Below are 15785 nucleotides of genomic sequence, written 5' to 3' on the forward strand. Positions count from 1 at the left end.
TCCGCAGCGCGCTACCCGGCGGCCGCCTCCGGACGCTCCACCGGCGCCGCGGCCGCGCGCTTCCGGGCGTCCGCGACGACCTTCTCGCACCAGGACCGCTTGTAGCCCGTCCGCTCCTCCAGCGCGCCGTACGCCGGCCGCCACGTACGTCCCGCCGCGCGCTCCGTACGGATCTCCTCGGCGAGGATCTCGACCCACTCCGTACGGGACGGCCGTACGTCGATCGTCACCTCCGTACGGGCCGTACGGGACGCGACCGTACGGCCCGTACGCCGCGGCCCCGGCCCGTCCGGCTCCTCCGTACGGGCAGCGTCCGCACCGGTCGGCTGCTGCCCCGTACGGCCGCCCGTACGGGGCGCCTGCTCATCCGTACGGACCGGCTCGAGCGGGCCCCGTACGGAATCCGTATCCGCAGGTCCCTCCCCCCGTACGGGCTCGTTCCGTACGGGCCCGGCGGTCGCCGGCTCGTCCCGTACAGCCACCAGCCGTACGGGCTCCGTACGGGCAGGCTCGCGCCGTACAGCCCCGCCCCGTACGGGCTCCGTACGCGCCGCCGGCGGCGCCTCACCCAGCCCGTACGCGACCTCCTGCTCCGACAGCTCCAGCCCAAGCCCAGCGAGGTACTCCTGCACCTGCGCAGCCTCCACGGCGTCCGGCCCGCCCTCCGTACGGACCCCAGCGGCCGCCGCCGGCTCCTCCCGTACGGCCGGCTCGAGCACGTCCGGCGCCCCGAACAGCTCCCGTCCCATCGCGGCCGCGCGCAGCTGGTCCTCGTCGGCCCCGGTCACCTTCTGCGCCTGTCCCTGGATCGCCGCGGCGCTGGCGTCCGCGATCACGTACGAGAACAGGCTCAGGGCCGCGGCGCCGATCGAGCAGGCCATCCCCACCGGCCCGGCGCCCGCCAGGTTCGCCAGCACGCTCGCCGCCAGCGGCACCCCGACCAGCAGCCACAGCACGATCTGCTGCCAGGTCGGCAGCTTCGTGTCCTTGTCGCTGTGCCGCGCCAGGTGCGACCGGTACAGGATCACCAGCGTGACCGTCCCGGTGAACCCGACCTCGGCCAGGTAGCCGGCCTGCCACGGCGCCTCGACACTCTCGGCGTACTTCGCGACACCGGTCGCCGCACCACAGCTGAGCAGCACAGACGCCCCCAGCACGGTCCCCATGAACCGCGTCCGGCCCACATGCAGCGCCAGCAGCGACCGCGCCGGCGACGACGCCTCCCGCGCCTGCTGCAGCGCCAGCAGCCCCCGCTCGGCGTCCGCCGCGCGCCGGTCCTCCACCCGCAGCCCGCGCAGCACCCGGCGATGCGCGGCATCCAGCGCGCTGCGCTGCTGGTCGTCGCGGAGCCGGTCCGCGACCCGCCGCACGGCCGGATTCGTACGCGGGTCGGCCAGGCGCTCCTGGCCGACAATCTCGGCCAGCCGCGCGGCCTCGCCGGTCTGCCGCGCGACGTCGTCCACCACGCTCGGCGCGGGCGGGCGGTCCTTGCGCCTCCGGCGGCGCACGTCGGTGATCTTCATCAGGTCCTCGCAGAGTCCGGTCCCACACCCCCTCACCCTGCCTGGAGAGGTTCTCCCGGTCCGGGAAAACGGCTCGAGCAGGGCCCCCGGTGGAGGGGTGTGCAGGGTGTGGGGGTGTGTAATTCGCAGGTCAGAGGATGTGCGGGGGTGTGGCCGGGGTGTGCGGCCGCCACACCCCCGCCACACCCGGGGCGTGGCGGGGGTGTGCACGTCATTCCGGCTCGGGCGGCGCGTCCGGGCGCCAGGCGACGACTTCGGCCGGCGGCTCCAGCTCCCCCGCGCGGATCCGCGCCGCGGCCGCCTCCACGTCCACGCGCCGATAGCCGCGCGCCCGCTCGCTCCCGCCGATCGCGAACGCGTTCGGCAGCGGCCGGATGTCCATCGTCGACAGCAGGCTCCCCAGCGTCTCCTGCCGCGCGCCGATCCTGCGCGCAATATCGGCGGTGTGCATCCGCGGCTGGTCGCCCATCACCGCCAGGATCAGCGCGACCAGCTCCGGCACCACCGTCTGCCCGGCCACGATCGCCTCGAACGCCTCGTCCGGAGCGCCCGGCTCCGGCAGGGACCGGCCCGGGCCGGGCGCCTGGTTGGTGGAGTCCCGCAACTTCTCCACCGCCTCGCCCAGCGCGTCGAGAATTCCCGCCGTCCCACCGGGCGGAGGCGGCGGCTCGTCGCGGCCGCCGGCGCCCTCGCTCGGCAGCGGCTCCTCCGGCCCCTCCAGCTCGTCCCCACCGCCGCCGGTGCCGTGACCGCGCATCGCCGCGACCAGGTGCCGAGACCGCGTCCACCGCTCCTCGAACACCCGGCGCCACTCCGGCGTCATCCCCAGGGTGACCTCGTCCAGGTCAGGCCGCCACGCATCCGACCGGCGGGCGACCTCCCGGATCGTGGACGGCAGCATCCGGTAGCCCTTGAACACCGTCGCCGGCTGCTTGTCCACCGCGATGAACCCGTACCCGGGCAGCGGCGCATCCGCGGCCTTCAACCGGCCCGCCGACTGAGCGAAGAAGTACCGCAGCTCGTCATCGTCGGCCGTCTGCATCGCGATCTTCGTGCGGGTCTGCTTGGTCAGCACGGTCGGCAGCCCGTCATGGGTCCCGCGCAGCCCGCACGCCTGCACCCGCACCGCAGCGCCCCGGCCACGGTTGTTGATGTCGATCACCTTGTCCTGGATGCGGTGCGGCAGGCTCGCGAACTCGTCGATGACCAGCAGCAGGTGCGGGACCTTCGGCGACGGGTCCAGCTTGTCGGTGTCGCCGGCCTGCTGCACCTCGAAATACGCGCGCTTGCGGTGCTCGATCACCGCGATCAGCCAGTCGCAGACCAGCTCCGACTCCGCCGGCTTGTCGGCCACCCACAGGATCGGGGGCTTGTCGATCTCGCCCTGCACCCACGGCCGCAGCCACGGCAGCGCGATGGCGCCGCCGTTGTGGTCGATGACCAGCGCGAGCGTGTCGTGGCACTCCAGGTACCGGGCCAGGATCGCCAAGAGCTGGTTGGACTTGCCCGACCCGGTCTCACCGACCAGCGCGCCCGACTCCCACAGCAGCTGCGCCGGCGCCGGCGCGCCGTTGCGGCGCACGCCGATGTCCAGGCCGTCGCGGATCGCGCGGGGCGAGGTCGCCACCGGCAGCGGGATCTCGTCCTGCAGGGCGTCGTGGGTCGACACGTCGATCAGCGCCGTCCCCCGATCGCTGCCGGGCAGGACCTCCACGCCGCAGCCCAGCGGCAGCCGCGCGGCCGACGCCAGCCCGTCCATGTGCCCGCGCAGCTGCTCCACCGTCACGCCCGAGCGCGGCAGCACGGCCTGCAGCGTGTACCCGGTCTCGCGCAGCGCGCCGTCCGGGCCAGGGAACCGCCAGTGCTCGATGCCCGTGATGCGCACGCGGATGTTCGCGGCGCGCTCGATCAGGTGTGTCCACTGCTCCGCGAGGCCGTGCAGCATCTCCTGCTCGGCGGCATCGGCCGCCGCCGCTTCCACGCGCTGCCGCTCGCCCTCACGCCGCGCCATGACCACACGGTCACGGCGCCGGACCGCCGGCCACAGCACCCCGCCGCCGACCGCGCCGCCGGCCAGCGCCGCCACCGACCCCAGCGACCAGCCGTGCGCGAGCACGTGCTCCAGCCACACCGTCCCGCCCAGCAGCCCACCCACCCGGTAGCCCAGCCCCGGCCACGACAGCCCCGTGTACCGCGACCGCAGCACCGCGCCTCCGGTAGCGAACATCCCGCCGGCCAGCACCCACCCCGGCGGCAGGTCCACCACCGGCAGCGCCCCGACCGCCGCGGCCGCCGTCAACGCCGTCGCGCCGTGCAGCGGCCCCGAGACCGGCCCGTGCCGCCAGCGCCAATCGATCGCGACCATCAGTGCCTCGCCTTGTTCCACATGTGCTCGCCCGGGCGCGGCGCCTCGATCCGCTCCAGCTCCGGCGCGTGATGCCGCTGGATCGCCGGGCGGATCTCCTCGGCCGCCTGCGCCAGGTGCTGCTGCGCTTGGCGCATCGCGCCGATGAACTCCACGATCGCCGGGTGCAGCGGCCAGTCCTCGCCGGCGTTCTGCTCGAACACCCGCATCCCGTTCGCGACCTCGCGCAGCACCTCCGGCAGCTGCGCGACGTGCTGGTAGAACTCGTACATGCCCTCGTCGCCGTCCGGCGGCTGGTAGCGGCGGAAGTCATCGGCGAGTTGCCACGCCGTCTCCACGAACGATGCCCTGCTCATAGCCCTACCTCCGTAGCCTCCCCCGGCGGCCGCGCGAGCGGCTGGCCGGTCGACCTTCGTATCGATCCGCCGCCGCGCCGGCCGCACGACCTCCGCGGCGCCCGGGCGGCGCCCGGCGAAGTGCGCGCGGATCCGCTCGACGGCCGCGGCCGCGCCGCCGTTCATCGCCTTGTTCCAGGTGAACGCGGTCCCGTACAACCAGCCGGCCGCTCCCCACGCACCGGCTCCGGCCATCCGGCGCCACCGGCGGCCCTGCGTCCCGTCCTTCTTGTGCGACTTGCGCAGCGCCTTGCGGGCCGCCCGCGCCGCGCCGCGGCTGCTGCCGCCCTCGCGCATCGCGCGGTGCGCCGCCCGCGCCGCCTTCCGGTTCCGCGCCGCCGTACCGGCCGCGCGGTCCAGCGCCTGGCCGCCGGCGCGCCGGGTCGCCTTCAGCGCCCGGCCGGTCCCGCGGCCCGTGCTCCGCAGCGCGGCCGTACCGCGCCGCGCCGGCGTCGACCTGAACGCCGCCGCCCGGCCGCGCCCGGCCGCCGCCGCACCGCGCCGCGGTGATCCCGCCCCACCGGCTCGGCGCCCCGCGCCCGGCATGCCCGACCCGCTCCGGCGCGAACCGGACCGGCCCGCGCCCAGCGACGGCATCCGCGTGCTCGACCGGCGGCCCGTCGAGCTCCCGGTCCGCGGCCGCCCGCTCGAGCCGCCCGACCTCGGCCGCGGCGTCGAGCCGCTGCGCGACCGCCACCTCCCGGACCGGCGGCGCCGCACCAGCGCGGCGCCCGCGCCACCGGCCGCCGCCGCGCCCAGCGCCACGCCCGCCCAGCCGCCGGCGTGCCACAGCCCGGCGCCCGCGGCCGCCATCGACTCCACCGCCATCGCCGCGCCGGGAACGGCGCGCACGACCAGCGGGGACGCGGTCGCCGCGTCCGGGTCGGCACCGGGTGCCTTTTCCGGCTGTCCGGCTCGAGGCTCGTCGTCGTAGAAGGATTCGGGCGCGCTGGTCGGGGGCGTCTCGGAGGCCGTGGCGGGCGCCTCAGCCTGCGTCTCCATCGCCGCTCCTCGTGGTCGTGGAGGGCGGCCCGCGCGGGGCACGGGCCGCCCCAGATCACCGGGTGGGTACCCACCCATGGAACGAGAGTACTAGGATCCGATCACGGTGGGTACCCACCCGGACGCCATGACGGTGTCATGGCACCAATCACAGGAGGTGGTTACGCTGATCGACGTGCCGAGTTCCGGAACGCCCAAACGCACCGTGCGCGCAGATGACGCGCTCTGGGACGCCTACACCGCAGCATGTGAAGCCGAGGGCATCAGCAATGCCGAGGACCTCCGCGCCCACATGCGCGCCAAGATCGAACGGCACCAGCAGAAGCAGGCCGCCGGCGAAACGCCACCAGCCGACGAGTGATCACAGATGCGGGCAGATCCGCTCCTGGATCACCGGCCCGAGCCGCCGCCCCTCCGCGATGCTCACCTCGCCGTGCCCGCCCGTGAACCGCTGCGAAATCAGGATCGCCAGCCGCGTATCCGACAGAGACTCGCGCCCCATGTCCCGGCACGTGTACACCGCGCGCCGCAGCCCCCGCTTCCGCTGGGGCTCCCCGTCGACCAGCCCCGGATCCGCGCGCCCCAGCTCCGCCAAGAACGCCTCACGGTCGCGGACCGGCACATGCTCGAACGGCTCCGGCTCCGTCGACCTCTCCAGGCCGGACGAACGCGAAGGCGAAGGCGACGCCTCCCCACCCGCACCCACGCCCCCGCACCCCGCCAGCGCCACCACCAACACCCCGACCACCACAAGATCCCTCATGACCGCGCACCCTAAGCACCCCACCGCCACGATCACCCGGTACCCGCGCAACAGGGCCGAACCCGGTCACCACAGGGGACAATAGATCCAGGGGGTGACCATGGACGACCAGCACGAACCAGATCACACCAAGGCGCCATCACATCGAGACCGCGAACGCGGCGGGAACGGCCGCTTCACGCGCAGCATCGAAACCGCCGAACGCGATGCCGAAGCCGCCCGCCTCCGCGCCCGCGGCCTCAGCTACCCCCGCATCGCCGAGCAGCTCGGGTACGCCGACCACACCGGCGCCTACTACGCCGTCCAGCGTGCGCTCAAGGCCGCCGTCCAGGAGCCGGCCGAGGAGGTCCGCCAGCTCGAGCGTGAGCGGCTCGACTACCTGTGGCAGCAGGCCCTGGCCGTCCTGGAGACCGAGCACGTCCACGTGTCCGGCGGGAACGTCGTGACGGTGTACGAGACCGACGAGAACGGCAATCTGATCGTCCTGGACCGTGACGCAGACGACCGGCCGATCTTCAAGGAGAAGCCGATCTTGGACGACGGCCCGAAGTTGAAGGCGATCGAGACGCTGCTGAAGATCCAGGCGCGGCGTGCTGCGCTGGACGGGCTGGACGCGCCGGTGAAGGCCGACATCGGCGGGAAGCTGTCGTACGAGATCATCGGCGTTGACCCGGAGCTGCTATGACCGACGACAGCGCGAAGTTCATCAGCGAGGTGGAGGCCGGCCAGCACGACCAGGCGCTCGGCGACTGGGAGGCCGAGCTGCTGCGGGCCCGCCGCCGGAGGACGGCGGCTTCGTCGGTGGATTGGGACGCCGTCGCCCAGCACATGCTGGCGCTGGTCACCGAGCCGAGCGCCGACGACTTCGTCCTGTGCCCGCCCGCCCCGCCGGCCGAGCCGTGACGCTCGCTGCGGACCGGGCCGTCCGGTACGAGCCCCGCGGCGCCGCCCGCGAGCTGTTCTCCGTCCGCGATGACGAGGTCCTCCTGGACGGCCCGGCCGGCACCGGCAAGAGCCTCGCGGCGCTGTACCGGCTCCACTTCGCCGCGCTGAAGCATCCCGGGATCAAGATCCTGATCGTCCGCAAGACCGCGATGTCGCTCAGCTCCACCACCCTGCGCACCTTCGACGAGACCGTAGCCGTGCACGCCCTGGCCTCCGGGGTGGTCCGCTGGTACGGCGGATCCCGCCGCGAGCCCGCGTCGTACAAGTACAGCAACGGCAGCAGGATCGTGGTCGGCGGCATGGACCAGCCCATGAAGATCATGTCCTCGGAGTACGACCTGGCGTTCGCCGACGAGGCCACCGAACTCACCGTGGACGACCTCGAGGCGATCACCACCCGGCTCCGCAACGGCGTCCTGCCGTGGCAGCAGCTCATCGCCGCGTGCAACCCCGCGCACCGCACCCACTGGCTCAACGCCCGCGCCCGCTCCGGAGCGATGCGCCGGCTCGTCTCCCGCCACCGCGACAACCCCCGGTACGTCAACGCGGACGGCACCTACACGCCCGAGGGCGCCGCCTACCTCGGCAAGCTCGACGCGCTCACCGGCGTCCGCAAGCTGCGGCTGCGGGACGGGATCTGGGCGGCCGCCGAGGGGATCATCTACGAGGAGTGGGACGAGGCCGTCCACCTCATCGACCCGTTCCCGATCCCGGACGAGTGGACGCGCTGGTGGGCCGTGGACTTCGGCTACACCAACCCCATGGTGATCCAGAACTGGGCCGAGGACGGCGACGGCCGCCTGTACCTGTACCGGGAGACCTACCAGACCAAGCGCACCGTGCCCGAGCACGCCCGCGCGATCATGCTCCAGGTGGCCGACGAAGACCCGGCGCGGCCCGGTCGGTGGCACTGGCGGGAGCGCAAGCCGCGCGGGATCATCTGCGACCACGACGCCGAAGGCCGCGTCGTGCTGTCGCAGGAGGTCGGCATCGGCACCATCCCCGCGAAGAAGGGGAAGACGGACGGCATCCAGGCCGTCCAGCAGCGCATGAAGATCGCCGGGGACGGCAAGCCGCGCATCTTCATCATGCGGGGCTGCGTCGTCCGCCGCGATCCCGAGCTGCTGGACGCCAAGAAGCCGACGTGCACCGAGGAAGAGATCCCCGGCTACGTGTGGCTGAAGCCGGGCGCCGCCGCGGCGTCGCAGGCACCGAAAGAAGACCCGCTCGACGAGGACAACCACGGCTGCGACGCCATGAGATACATCGTTGCCGAGCGTGAGATCGGAGCCCCGAGAGTGAGGAGCATGGGATGAGCGAGCAGGCCGAGCACCTCAAAGACCAGATCGCCGTGCAGATCGTGAACGCGGCGGTCGCCCGACCGGGCGACACACTGATCATCGCCTTCGACCGCAGGCTGAGCAACGCGGAGATCGACAGCATCGGCACGCACTTCCAGGAGCAGCTCGGCATCCGGGTCGCGCTGGTCGAAGGCGCCACCGGGTTCGCGGTGTACCGGCCCGAGCCCGAACCGGCCGCGGGCGGCTGACACCGAATCCTTCCCGCTAATCGAACATGCTTGCTACCGTGAAGCCTTGCGGTCCCCCCGGCCGCCCCACTGAGGATCCATGAGGAAACGCCCCGCTTGCGACCCCCGTAGCGGGGCGTTTTCCGTGGCCACGCAGGTCATACTGCCCTTATGGTGCGGCGCGCGATCACGACCCTCTGGCCACCCCTCCTGATCATCACCGGGCTCGGCCTGCTCTCGGCCGCCGCATGGGACCTGGCCCGCCCCGCCGGCCTCGCCGCGGCCGGCCTCTCCTGCTTGATCGTCCACTGGTCCATCATGGACACCGAGACCAGCGATGACGCGAAGGGCGGACCGCGATGAGGAACCCTCTCAGCCTGATCCCCCGGTCGCGGCCGCGGATCACCGAGCTGGTCGACAAGGCCCCCATCCCCTACGTCTCCCGCGGCGCCGGCGGCGGCCTGCCGTGGTACCGCTCGGGCGGCACCGAGTCGCAGATGCGCGCCATGGGGTCGGTGGGGACGCTGTTCTCCATCGTTGACCGCCTCGCCTCCAGCCAGGCCGCGGTGGAGTGGGCACTGTTCCGCACCGCGCAGCCCGGCGAGGGCCCCGAAGACCGCGAGCCGGTCACCCGGCACCTGGCGCTCGACATCTGGAACCGCCCGAACCCGTTCTTCACCAGCAGCCTGTTCGTCGAGACCTTCGACCAGCATTACGAGCTGGTCGGCGAGGCATGGTGGGTCATCGCCCGCAGCAGCCTCGTGCGGTCCGTCCCGCTCGAGCTGTGGCCGGTCATGCCGCACCGCATCCACCCGATCCCCGACCCGGACGAGTACCTCGCCGGCTACATGTACATCGGCCCGGACGGGCAGCAGATCCCGCTGCGCCTGGACGAGGTCATCCACCTGCGCCGCCCCAACCCCATCGACCCGTACCGCGGGATCGGGCCGGTGCAGACGATCCTGTCCGACCTCGAAGGCGTACGACTGTCCGCGGAGTGGAACCGCAACTTCTTCCTCAACTCGGCCGAGCCCGGCGGGATCGTGGAGATCGAACGGCGCCTGTCCGACGACGAGTACGACGAGATGGTCGCGCGGTGGCGCGAGCAGCACCAGGGCACCGCGAACGCGCACCGCGTCGCGATGCTCGAGGGCGGCGCGAAGTGGGTCGACCGCTCCTACAGCCGCCGGGACATGCAGTTCACCGAGATGCGGTCCGTGTCGTCGAGCGTGATCCGGGAGGCGTTCGGCATCCCGAAGTTCGCGGTCGGTGACGTGGAGGATGTCAATCGCGCGACCGCCGAAGCGTCGAAGGCGTGGTTCGCCGAGCAGATGACCGTCCCCCGCGCCGAGCGGATCAAGGACGCGCTCAACAGCCAGTTCCTGCCCATGTTCGGGACGGCCGGCCAGGGCGTGGAGTTCGACTTCGTCTCGCCGGTGCCGGCCGACCGCGCCGCCGAGGACGCCGAGCGCACCTCGAAGGCGACCGCCTTCAAGACCTACATCGACGCCGGCGTCGACCCCGAGGACGCCGCGGAGGTCGTGGGCCTTCCCCCGATGCGGGTAAAGGAGATCGCACCCCCGCCCGCGCCCGGAGCCGCGCCGCCCGGGCCAGGGCAACCGGAGCTCGAGCCCGGCGACGACGACCAGGAGCAGCAGGAGGAACCGCCCGCGCTCCCGGCGGCCGCGCGGCTGGACGTCCACCACCACTTCCCCGGCCCAGGGAACCCGCTCCCCGTTGCAGGGAACGGCAACGGGCAGCCGGTTGACGTCGAGACGCTCAGCGTGTTCGACCTCGCCCGCGCGCAGGCCCGCCGCGCCCGGCCCGCGATCGCGCTGCCCCGCGCCGCCGCCGAAGCGGACGAGGACGAGGAGGGCGAGCAGGAGCTGCCCGACGTCGCGCACCTGCAGGACTCCTGGGAGCGCGCGCTCGAGGATCTCCTGGAGGCGTGGGGCCCGATCAGCGAAGCCCAGCAGGACGCCCTCGTCGACCAGGTCCTGGAGATGTCCGCGGACGGGGACCTGTCCGACCTCAAGGACCTGGCCCCGCCGACCGACGAGGCCGAGGAGGCGCTCACGGCCGCGCTGGTCGCGCTCGCCGGCGAGGCCGCGCAGCAGGCCGCGGACGAGGCAGCCGACCAGGACGTCGAGATCCCGGTCGGGGAGCCGGACGAGGAGGAGCTGGCCGCGGTCGCCGCGGCGACGGCCGCGCTGCTGGCCGGCGCGCTGGCGGCGTCCGCCTCGAGCGAGGCGCTGCGGGTCTCGTCCGGGGAGGCGACGCCGAAGCAGATCGCCGACGCCGTGCGGGAGCACCTCGGGTCGCTGACGGACGCGCAGCCCCGGCAGCGGCTGGGGGCGTCGCTGACGACCGCGCAGAACAAGGGCCGCGCGGCCACGTTCGCCGCGGCGGAGGAGAAGCACAAGGGGCAGAAGGCCGCGCCGACCGTGGCGTACTACGCGAGCGAGAAGAACGACAAGAACACCTGCAAGCCGTGCCGGAAGATCGACGGGAAGTGGCTGGGTAACAGCCTGGCGGAGGCCCTGGCCGAGTACCCGACCGGCGGGTACGTGCGGTGCGAGGGCAGGGACCGGTGCCGCGGGACGTACGTGTCGCGGTGGCGCCCGAAGCAGGTCAAGAAGGACTGACCGCGCCCGCCCGCTCGTACACGGCCCACCCGTCCTCGGTGCGCTCGACGAGCGTGACGCCCATCGGATGCCCGTTCCCGCACGCCGCGTCGTAGTCCACCGCGATCGTGTCGTACGCGTCCGAGCGCAGGGTCCAGGTGCTCCTGCCCCGGTAGGCGCGGCCGCACGTGCACCTGCCGTACCGCGCGAGCATGTCCTGCTCGTCGCCATCCTCGAGCTCGACGATCTGCGCGACGCCTTCGCGGGCGAACCGCTCACGCATCCGGTCGAACGCCAGGTCGATCTCGTTCACTGGTCACGCCCGGCGCGCGGCACCCATCGGACGTCCCAGCGGAACGAGTCCTGCCCCGTCACCGGCCAGCGGTACGGCTGGCCCTCCATCTCCCGCGCCGCGCGCACCAGAGCCGGCACGCGCGCTTCTGCGCGCCGGGCGCGGGCTTCCTTCGACCAGGGAAGCCTGGACAGTAGCCTCCTCGGCGCGGCGGCCCACACCGGCTCCGGTTCCTGACGCAGCCACCCGTCCCGGCTGAGTTGTATCAGCGCGTGAGCCAGCAGGTTCCGGCCGTTCCGGGAGATCGCGACTGCATTGAGCCTGCTGGCGCCCAGGGTGGCGGAGTCCAGCGCTCCTTTCGGGAGGTCGCGGCCCGCCGGCGGCACGAAGTCGTAGACGTTCTCCTCGAGCGACTCGCTCATCCTCTTCCCTCCAGCTTGTCCGGGTGCTCCGGGTGGCTCGCGTACAGCTTGGCCAGCGCGCGGACCGTCCGGCACGGGAACGGCTCCCGGTGATCGTGCAGCCCGGACGGGTCGTAGTTGCCGCAGGCGTCGCAGGACCCGTCGTTCTCATCATGGTCGGCCAGCACCTCGCACAGGAACGCGACCTCGAGCCGGATCCGCGCAGGCTCGCCGCAGTCGCACGTCCCGTCGCGGCGGATCACTCCGCAGCCCAGGTCGTGAACGGTCTCGGCCTGCTCCTGGCGCTCATCCAGGCGGGCGGTGATGAACGCCCTCCAGTCCAGAGCGGCAGGCGCACTGGCGTCGGCCGGTTCCTCGGTGACCTTGATCCGGCCTACCTCGGTGTCGATCGTCCAGGAGCGCTCCCCGCTCAAGACGCCCGCCGCCTTCTGCGCCGGCCGCTCTCACCCCTCGGCCGGGAGATGAAGGACCGCTCGAACGTGACCTTCCCATCCCAGCCCACGCGCGCCCAGCCCGTCGCGCACTCGATGTCCCAGCCCACGTGCTCCCACTGGCGCGCCCGTACGGCTTCGCGTCGCTGCCTGGCCTGCTTGGACCAGGGCAGCCTGGACCGCAGTCCCCTCACACGCTCCTCCTCGGCACACTCCGGCATGCGTCACAGCCGCACACCGACCGGTCCCCGGTGTGGACGTGATGGTCCGGCCACAGGCCGCAGTAGCAAACCCGGACGTTCGCGTCCCTGTGCTGCGTGTACTCGTGCCGGCGACGGCCGCTGGCATACTCGGCGCGCTCGGCCAGCCCCTTCCGGCGCGCCTGGTCCCACGTTGAGTACCATGCGCCGGACATGAGCCAGCGTTGGTTCTCGGGGCGGCGGGGGTCGTAGACGGCCCAGGCCCAGATCTGGTCGCCGTAGGCGTGGCGGCCGGGCATCAGCAGCACGCGGAGGGTGCTGTAGATGTCGGGCGAGGAGAGACCGGTGCCGTTCACGCTCTCACCCTGGTCCGCTCGGCGCGCTGGGCTTCCCATGCGCGCAGGTCGTCCTCGCGGAACCGCAGCTCCCGCCCGAACCTGTGCCCCCGCGGGCCCTTGCCACGGGTCCGCATCGCGTACAGCGCGCCCAGCGACCGCAGCTTGTAGCGCGCGACGACCTCCGGCGCGGTCAGCCACTCCCCGTCAGCCTCGTTCATGCCCGCATTCTGTCAGATATTGAACGACTCAGAAAGCTATCCGAAACCACTGTAAGGAATTGAAAGGAATCGACAGGTTAATCGCCACACCGCATCAACGGGAGCGCTCACGGAAATGTGATCGCCCGGCGTATCCTCCGAGGTGAGACCACCCCTGGAATGGAGGCGCGAAGTGCCGAAGAACGCCCGCTTCGGAAAGCTTCTCAACCGCACCGGCCTCCGCGACAAGCGCCCCCGCGCGCTCCTCCAGACCAACCGCGAGTGGTACCGGCTGACGAATCTCGTCGACGAGGGATTCGCCGAGCTGATGATTTTCGACGAGATCGGGTTCTTCGGTCTCACGGCCGGCAGCCTGGTCGACCAGCTCTCCGCGCTGGACACCCCGCAGATCAACGTGCGGATCAACAGCCCGGGCGGGGAAATCTTCGACGGCATCGCGATCCACAACGCGCTCCGCAGCCACCAGGCGAAGGTGAACGTGCGGGTGGAGGGCATCGCCGCGAGCATCGCCTCCGTCATCGCGATGGCCGGCGACGAGGTCGAGATGGCCCCGCACTCCCAGATGATGATCCACGACGGCATGGGCGTGGCCATCGGGAACGCGCAGGAGATGCGCGAGATGGCCGACCTCCTGGACCGGCAGAGCGACAACATCGCCGCGGTGTACGCGGAGAAGGCCGGCGGCCGCAAGGACTCCTGGCGCAAGAAGATGCGCGCCGAGACCTGGTACACCGCGCAGGAGGCCGTCGAGGCGGGCCTGGCCGACAAGGTCGCCACCCCGCCCAAGCGCCGCACCGGCGAGGAGGTCACTCCCGAGGAGGAGCCGGAGAACGCCTTCCCCGAGGAAGAGGAAGAGGAGCCCGGGGAGCAGGCGCCCGGCAAGAAGGACGGCCCGCCGAAGAAGGAAGCCCCGGGCAAGCCGAAGCCCGGCGACGACGAGGACGAGGACGCGCCCGAAGAGGACGCTCCGGACGAAGACGACGAGGAAGACGAGGAGAAGAAGCCGCCGGCGAAGGCGAAGAAGAAGGCCAAGCCGCCGGCCGCCGAGTTCGACCTGTCGATCTTCAAGTACCCGGGCCGCGAGCACGCGCCCGCGCCGCTGGCCGCGCGCGCCACGCGGCTGATCCCCGACGTCCGGCACGAGCAGCCGGCCGCGCCCACCGACGACTGGGCGGCGCTCACCGCCCACCTTGACGCCAGCAGCGACGAGGACGAGTTCGCACGCCTACGGGAGGCCATGCAGTGACCAGCACGAGGATCCGCCTCAGCCGCGGGCAGCGCGAGCACCTGCTCCGCATGGGCATCGACCCGGCCCGGGCCGGCCGCATCTACAACCGCCGGGCGCCGGTCCTGCCCAAGGACATCACCGTTCCGGACTCGCCCGAGGGGCTGGCCGAGTTCATGGGCGACCCCGGCAAGTACAAGCCCGTCCTGGCCAGCAAGGACACCCTCGAGGCGTTCATCCGCGAGTACGCCAACAAGCTCCAGGGCGACGGCACCAAGCTGCAGCAGCTGGTCGCCGAGCAGACGCAGCGGGAGATGGCGAACTTCCTGCGCGAGGGCGGCATCGAGCGGCTGGACCTGCGCGACAAGGCGCCCGGCCTGGACCCATACTCCGCGGTCGCGGCGAAGAGCCTGCAGAAGCAGGGCCTGTACAACAAGGGCGCGGTCGGCGCGAAGTTCGACGACATGTTCGACACGTCGGGCGAGATGTTCCGGGCGATCTGGCGCGGCAACCCGAACAAGGACTCCGCGGACGTCTCCGCGAAGCTGGAGAAGCTCCGCAACTTCGGCAGCGACATCCCCTCGGACGGCGGGTTCTTGATCCCCGAGCGGCTCCGCAGCGAACTGCTCAAGGTCGCGCTGGAGTCCGCGATCGTGCGGCCGCGCGCCCGCGTCATCCCGATGGAGACGCTGCGGGTCCCGTTCCCGGCGATCGACACCAGCAGCAACGTCGACAGCGTGTACGGCGGCATCGTCGGCTACTGGACCGAGGAGGGCGCGACCCTCACCGAGTCCGCCGCGAAGTTCTCGCGGATCGTCCTCGAAGCGAGGAAGCTGACCGCGTTCACCCGCGTCCCGTCCGAGCTGCTCGCGGACTCGATCATCAGCCTGACGGCGTTCATCGACCAGATGTTCCCGGAGGCGCTCGCCTTCTTCGAGGACATGGCGTTCCTGTCGGGCAACGGCGTCGGGCAGCCGCTGGGCATGCTCAACGGCAACGCCGCGATCAACGTGACCCGGACCGCCAGCGGCAACGACGTCGAGTTCGACGACGTCGTCAACATGTACTCGCGGATGCTGCCGCAGTCGATCTCCCGCGCGGTGTGGATGGCCTCCATCGACACGTTCCCGTCGCTGGCGAAGATGGCGCTGACCCGCGGCACGGACGGCATTGCGTCGCCGGCGATGTGGATGACCGGCGGGCAGGCGATCGGTGCGCCGCCGCTGACGCTGCTGGGCCGCCCGGTGATCTTCACCGAGAAGGTTCCCTCGAGCGGCGCCTCGGGCGACATCAGCTTCGTCGACTGGGGCTTCTACCTGATCGGCGACCGGCAGGCGATGCAGGCCCGCCAGAGCGAGGAGAGGTACTTCGAGACCGACGAGGTCGCGTTCCGCGTGATCGAGCGCGTGGACGGCCGCCCGTGGCTGCAGTCGGCGATCACCCCCGCGAACGCGGGCGACACCCTGTCCCCGATCGTCAAGCTCACCGCCGCGGCCTGAGCGCTGATCCTCCCG

The 15785-nt window shown here is 72.2% G+C and carries 18 protein-coding genes; 9 read left to right on the top strand and 9 right to left on the bottom strand.

The window, feature by feature from the left end:
- Nucleotides 1–11: 11 nt before the first annotated feature.
- The 3 genes from ACA361_RS02310 to ACA361_RS02320 form a co-directional block, all read right to left on the bottom strand.
- A complete protein-coding gene (locus tag ACA361_RS02310; RefSeq protein ID WP_375010075.1) occupies nucleotides 12–1523 on the bottom strand; it encodes a hypothetical protein in 1512 nt (503 codons plus the stop codon).
- Between the two features lie 211 nt (nucleotides 1524–1734).
- Nucleotides 1735–3888 carry a hypothetical protein gene (locus ACA361_RS02315; protein ID WP_375010076.1) on the bottom strand — a complete coding sequence of 718 codons (2154 nt, stop codon included), beginning with the start codon at nucleotides 3886–3888 and terminating at the stop codon, nucleotides 1735–1737.
- A complete protein-coding gene (locus ACA361_RS02320; protein ID WP_375010077.1) occupies nucleotides 3888–5285 on the bottom strand; it encodes a hypothetical protein in 1398 nt (465 codons plus the stop codon). The genes ACA361_RS02315 and ACA361_RS02320 overlap by 1 nt, the downstream gene beginning before the upstream one ends.
- 106 nt (nucleotides 5286–5391) lie before the next feature.
- Between ACA361_RS02320 and ACA361_RS02325 the strand changes: the two genes are divergently transcribed.
- Nucleotides 5392–5646, top strand: coding sequence for a hypothetical protein (locus tag ACA361_RS02325; RefSeq protein ID WP_375010078.1), 255 nt, complete (start codon nucleotides 5392–5394; stop codon nucleotides 5644–5646).
- On the opposite strand, the gene ACA361_RS02330 is transcribed toward ACA361_RS02325, so the two are convergent.
- On the bottom strand, nucleotides 5647–6048 hold the full coding sequence (locus tag ACA361_RS02330; RefSeq protein ID WP_375010079.1) for a hypothetical protein: 402 nt from the start codon (nucleotides 6046–6048) through the stop codon (nucleotides 5647–5649).
- 100 nt (nucleotides 6049–6148) lie between these two features.
- Here ACA361_RS02330 and ACA361_RS02335 point away from each other — a divergent pair, with 100 nt between their 5' ends.
- The 6 genes from ACA361_RS02335 to ACA361_RS02360 all read left to right on the top strand — a co-directional run bounded on the left by ACA361_RS02335 (nucleotide 6149) and on the right by ACA361_RS02360 (nucleotide 11166).
- Nucleotides 6149–6733: a hypothetical protein gene (locus ACA361_RS02335; RefSeq protein WP_375010080.1), complete on the top strand. Its 585-nt coding sequence runs from the start codon at nucleotides 6149–6151 to the stop codon at nucleotides 6731–6733.
- Entirely contained in the window at nucleotides 6730–6951 is a 222-nt protein-coding gene (locus ACA361_RS02340) for a hypothetical protein (RefSeq protein ID WP_375010081.1), read from the top strand. Before ACA361_RS02335 ends, ACA361_RS02340 begins: the two co-directional genes overlap by 4 nt.
- Nucleotides 6948–8309 (top strand): phage terminase large subunit, encoded by a 1362-nt coding sequence (locus ACA361_RS02345; protein ID WP_375010082.1) that lies wholly within the window; start codon nucleotides 6948–6950, stop codon nucleotides 8307–8309. Before ACA361_RS02340 ends, ACA361_RS02345 begins: the two co-directional genes overlap by 4 nt.
- Nucleotides 8306–8542, top strand: a complete 237-nt coding sequence (locus tag ACA361_RS02350; protein WP_375010083.1) for a hypothetical protein — start codon at nucleotides 8306–8308, stop codon at nucleotides 8540–8542. Before ACA361_RS02345 ends, ACA361_RS02350 begins: the two co-directional genes overlap by 4 nt.
- Nucleotides 8543–8692: 150 nt before the next feature.
- Complete coding sequence (locus tag ACA361_RS02355) at nucleotides 8693–8884, top strand: hypothetical protein (RefSeq protein ID WP_375010084.1); 192 nt, start codon at nucleotides 8693–8695, stop codon at nucleotides 8882–8884.
- Complete coding sequence (locus tag ACA361_RS02360; protein ID WP_375010085.1) at nucleotides 8881–11166, top strand: phage portal protein; 2286 nt, start codon at nucleotides 8881–8883, stop codon at nucleotides 11164–11166. The genes ACA361_RS02355 and ACA361_RS02360 overlap by 4 nt, the downstream gene beginning before the upstream one ends.
- Here the strand turns inward: ACA361_RS02360 and ACA361_RS02365 are convergent.
- From ACA361_RS02365 to ACA361_RS02385, 5 genes are all read right to left on the bottom strand, one after another.
- The gene (locus tag ACA361_RS02365; protein ID WP_375010086.1) at nucleotides 11153–11458 is read right to left on the bottom strand and encodes a hypothetical protein; all 306 of its coding nucleotides are present in this window, start codon (nucleotides 11456–11458) and stop codon (nucleotides 11153–11155) included. The genes ACA361_RS02360 and ACA361_RS02365 overlap by 14 nt on opposite strands.
- Nucleotides 11455–11859, bottom strand: a complete 405-nt coding sequence (locus tag ACA361_RS02370; RefSeq protein WP_375010087.1) for a hypothetical protein — start codon at nucleotides 11857–11859, stop codon at nucleotides 11455–11457. The genes ACA361_RS02365 and ACA361_RS02370 overlap by 4 nt, the downstream gene beginning before the upstream one ends.
- Nucleotides 11856–12272 (bottom strand): hypothetical protein, encoded by a 417-nt coding sequence (locus tag ACA361_RS02375; protein ID WP_375010088.1) that lies wholly within the window; start codon nucleotides 12270–12272, stop codon nucleotides 11856–11858. The genes ACA361_RS02370 and ACA361_RS02375 overlap by 4 nt, the downstream gene beginning before the upstream one ends.
- A 208-nt stretch (nucleotides 12273–12480) precedes the next feature.
- Nucleotides 12481–12846, bottom strand: coding sequence for a hypothetical protein (locus ACA361_RS02380; protein ID WP_375010089.1), 366 nt, complete (start codon nucleotides 12844–12846; stop codon nucleotides 12481–12483).
- Complete coding sequence (locus tag ACA361_RS02385; RefSeq protein ID WP_375010090.1) at nucleotides 12843–13046, bottom strand: helix-turn-helix transcriptional regulator; 204 nt, start codon at nucleotides 13044–13046, stop codon at nucleotides 12843–12845. The genes ACA361_RS02380 and ACA361_RS02385 overlap by 4 nt, the downstream gene beginning before the upstream one ends.
- Before the next feature lie 172 nt (nucleotides 13047–13218).
- Here ACA361_RS02385 and ACA361_RS02390 point away from each other — a divergent pair, with 172 nt between their 5' ends.
- Nucleotides 13219–14292, top strand: coding sequence for a head maturation protease, ClpP-related (locus tag ACA361_RS02390; RefSeq protein WP_375010091.1), 1074 nt, complete (start codon nucleotides 13219–13221; stop codon nucleotides 14290–14292).
- A complete protein-coding gene (locus ACA361_RS02395; protein ID WP_375010092.1) occupies nucleotides 14289–15770 on the top strand; it encodes a phage major capsid protein in 1482 nt (493 codons plus the stop codon). The genes ACA361_RS02390 and ACA361_RS02395 overlap by 4 nt, the downstream gene beginning before the upstream one ends.
- Nucleotides 15771–15785 lie beyond the last annotated feature (15 nt).

The organism is Actinomadura sp. 21ATH, assembly GCF_041951345.1.
In the GTDB taxonomy this organism is placed as follows: Bacteria; Actinomycetota; Actinomycetes; order Streptosporangiales; family Streptosporangiaceae; genus Spirillospora.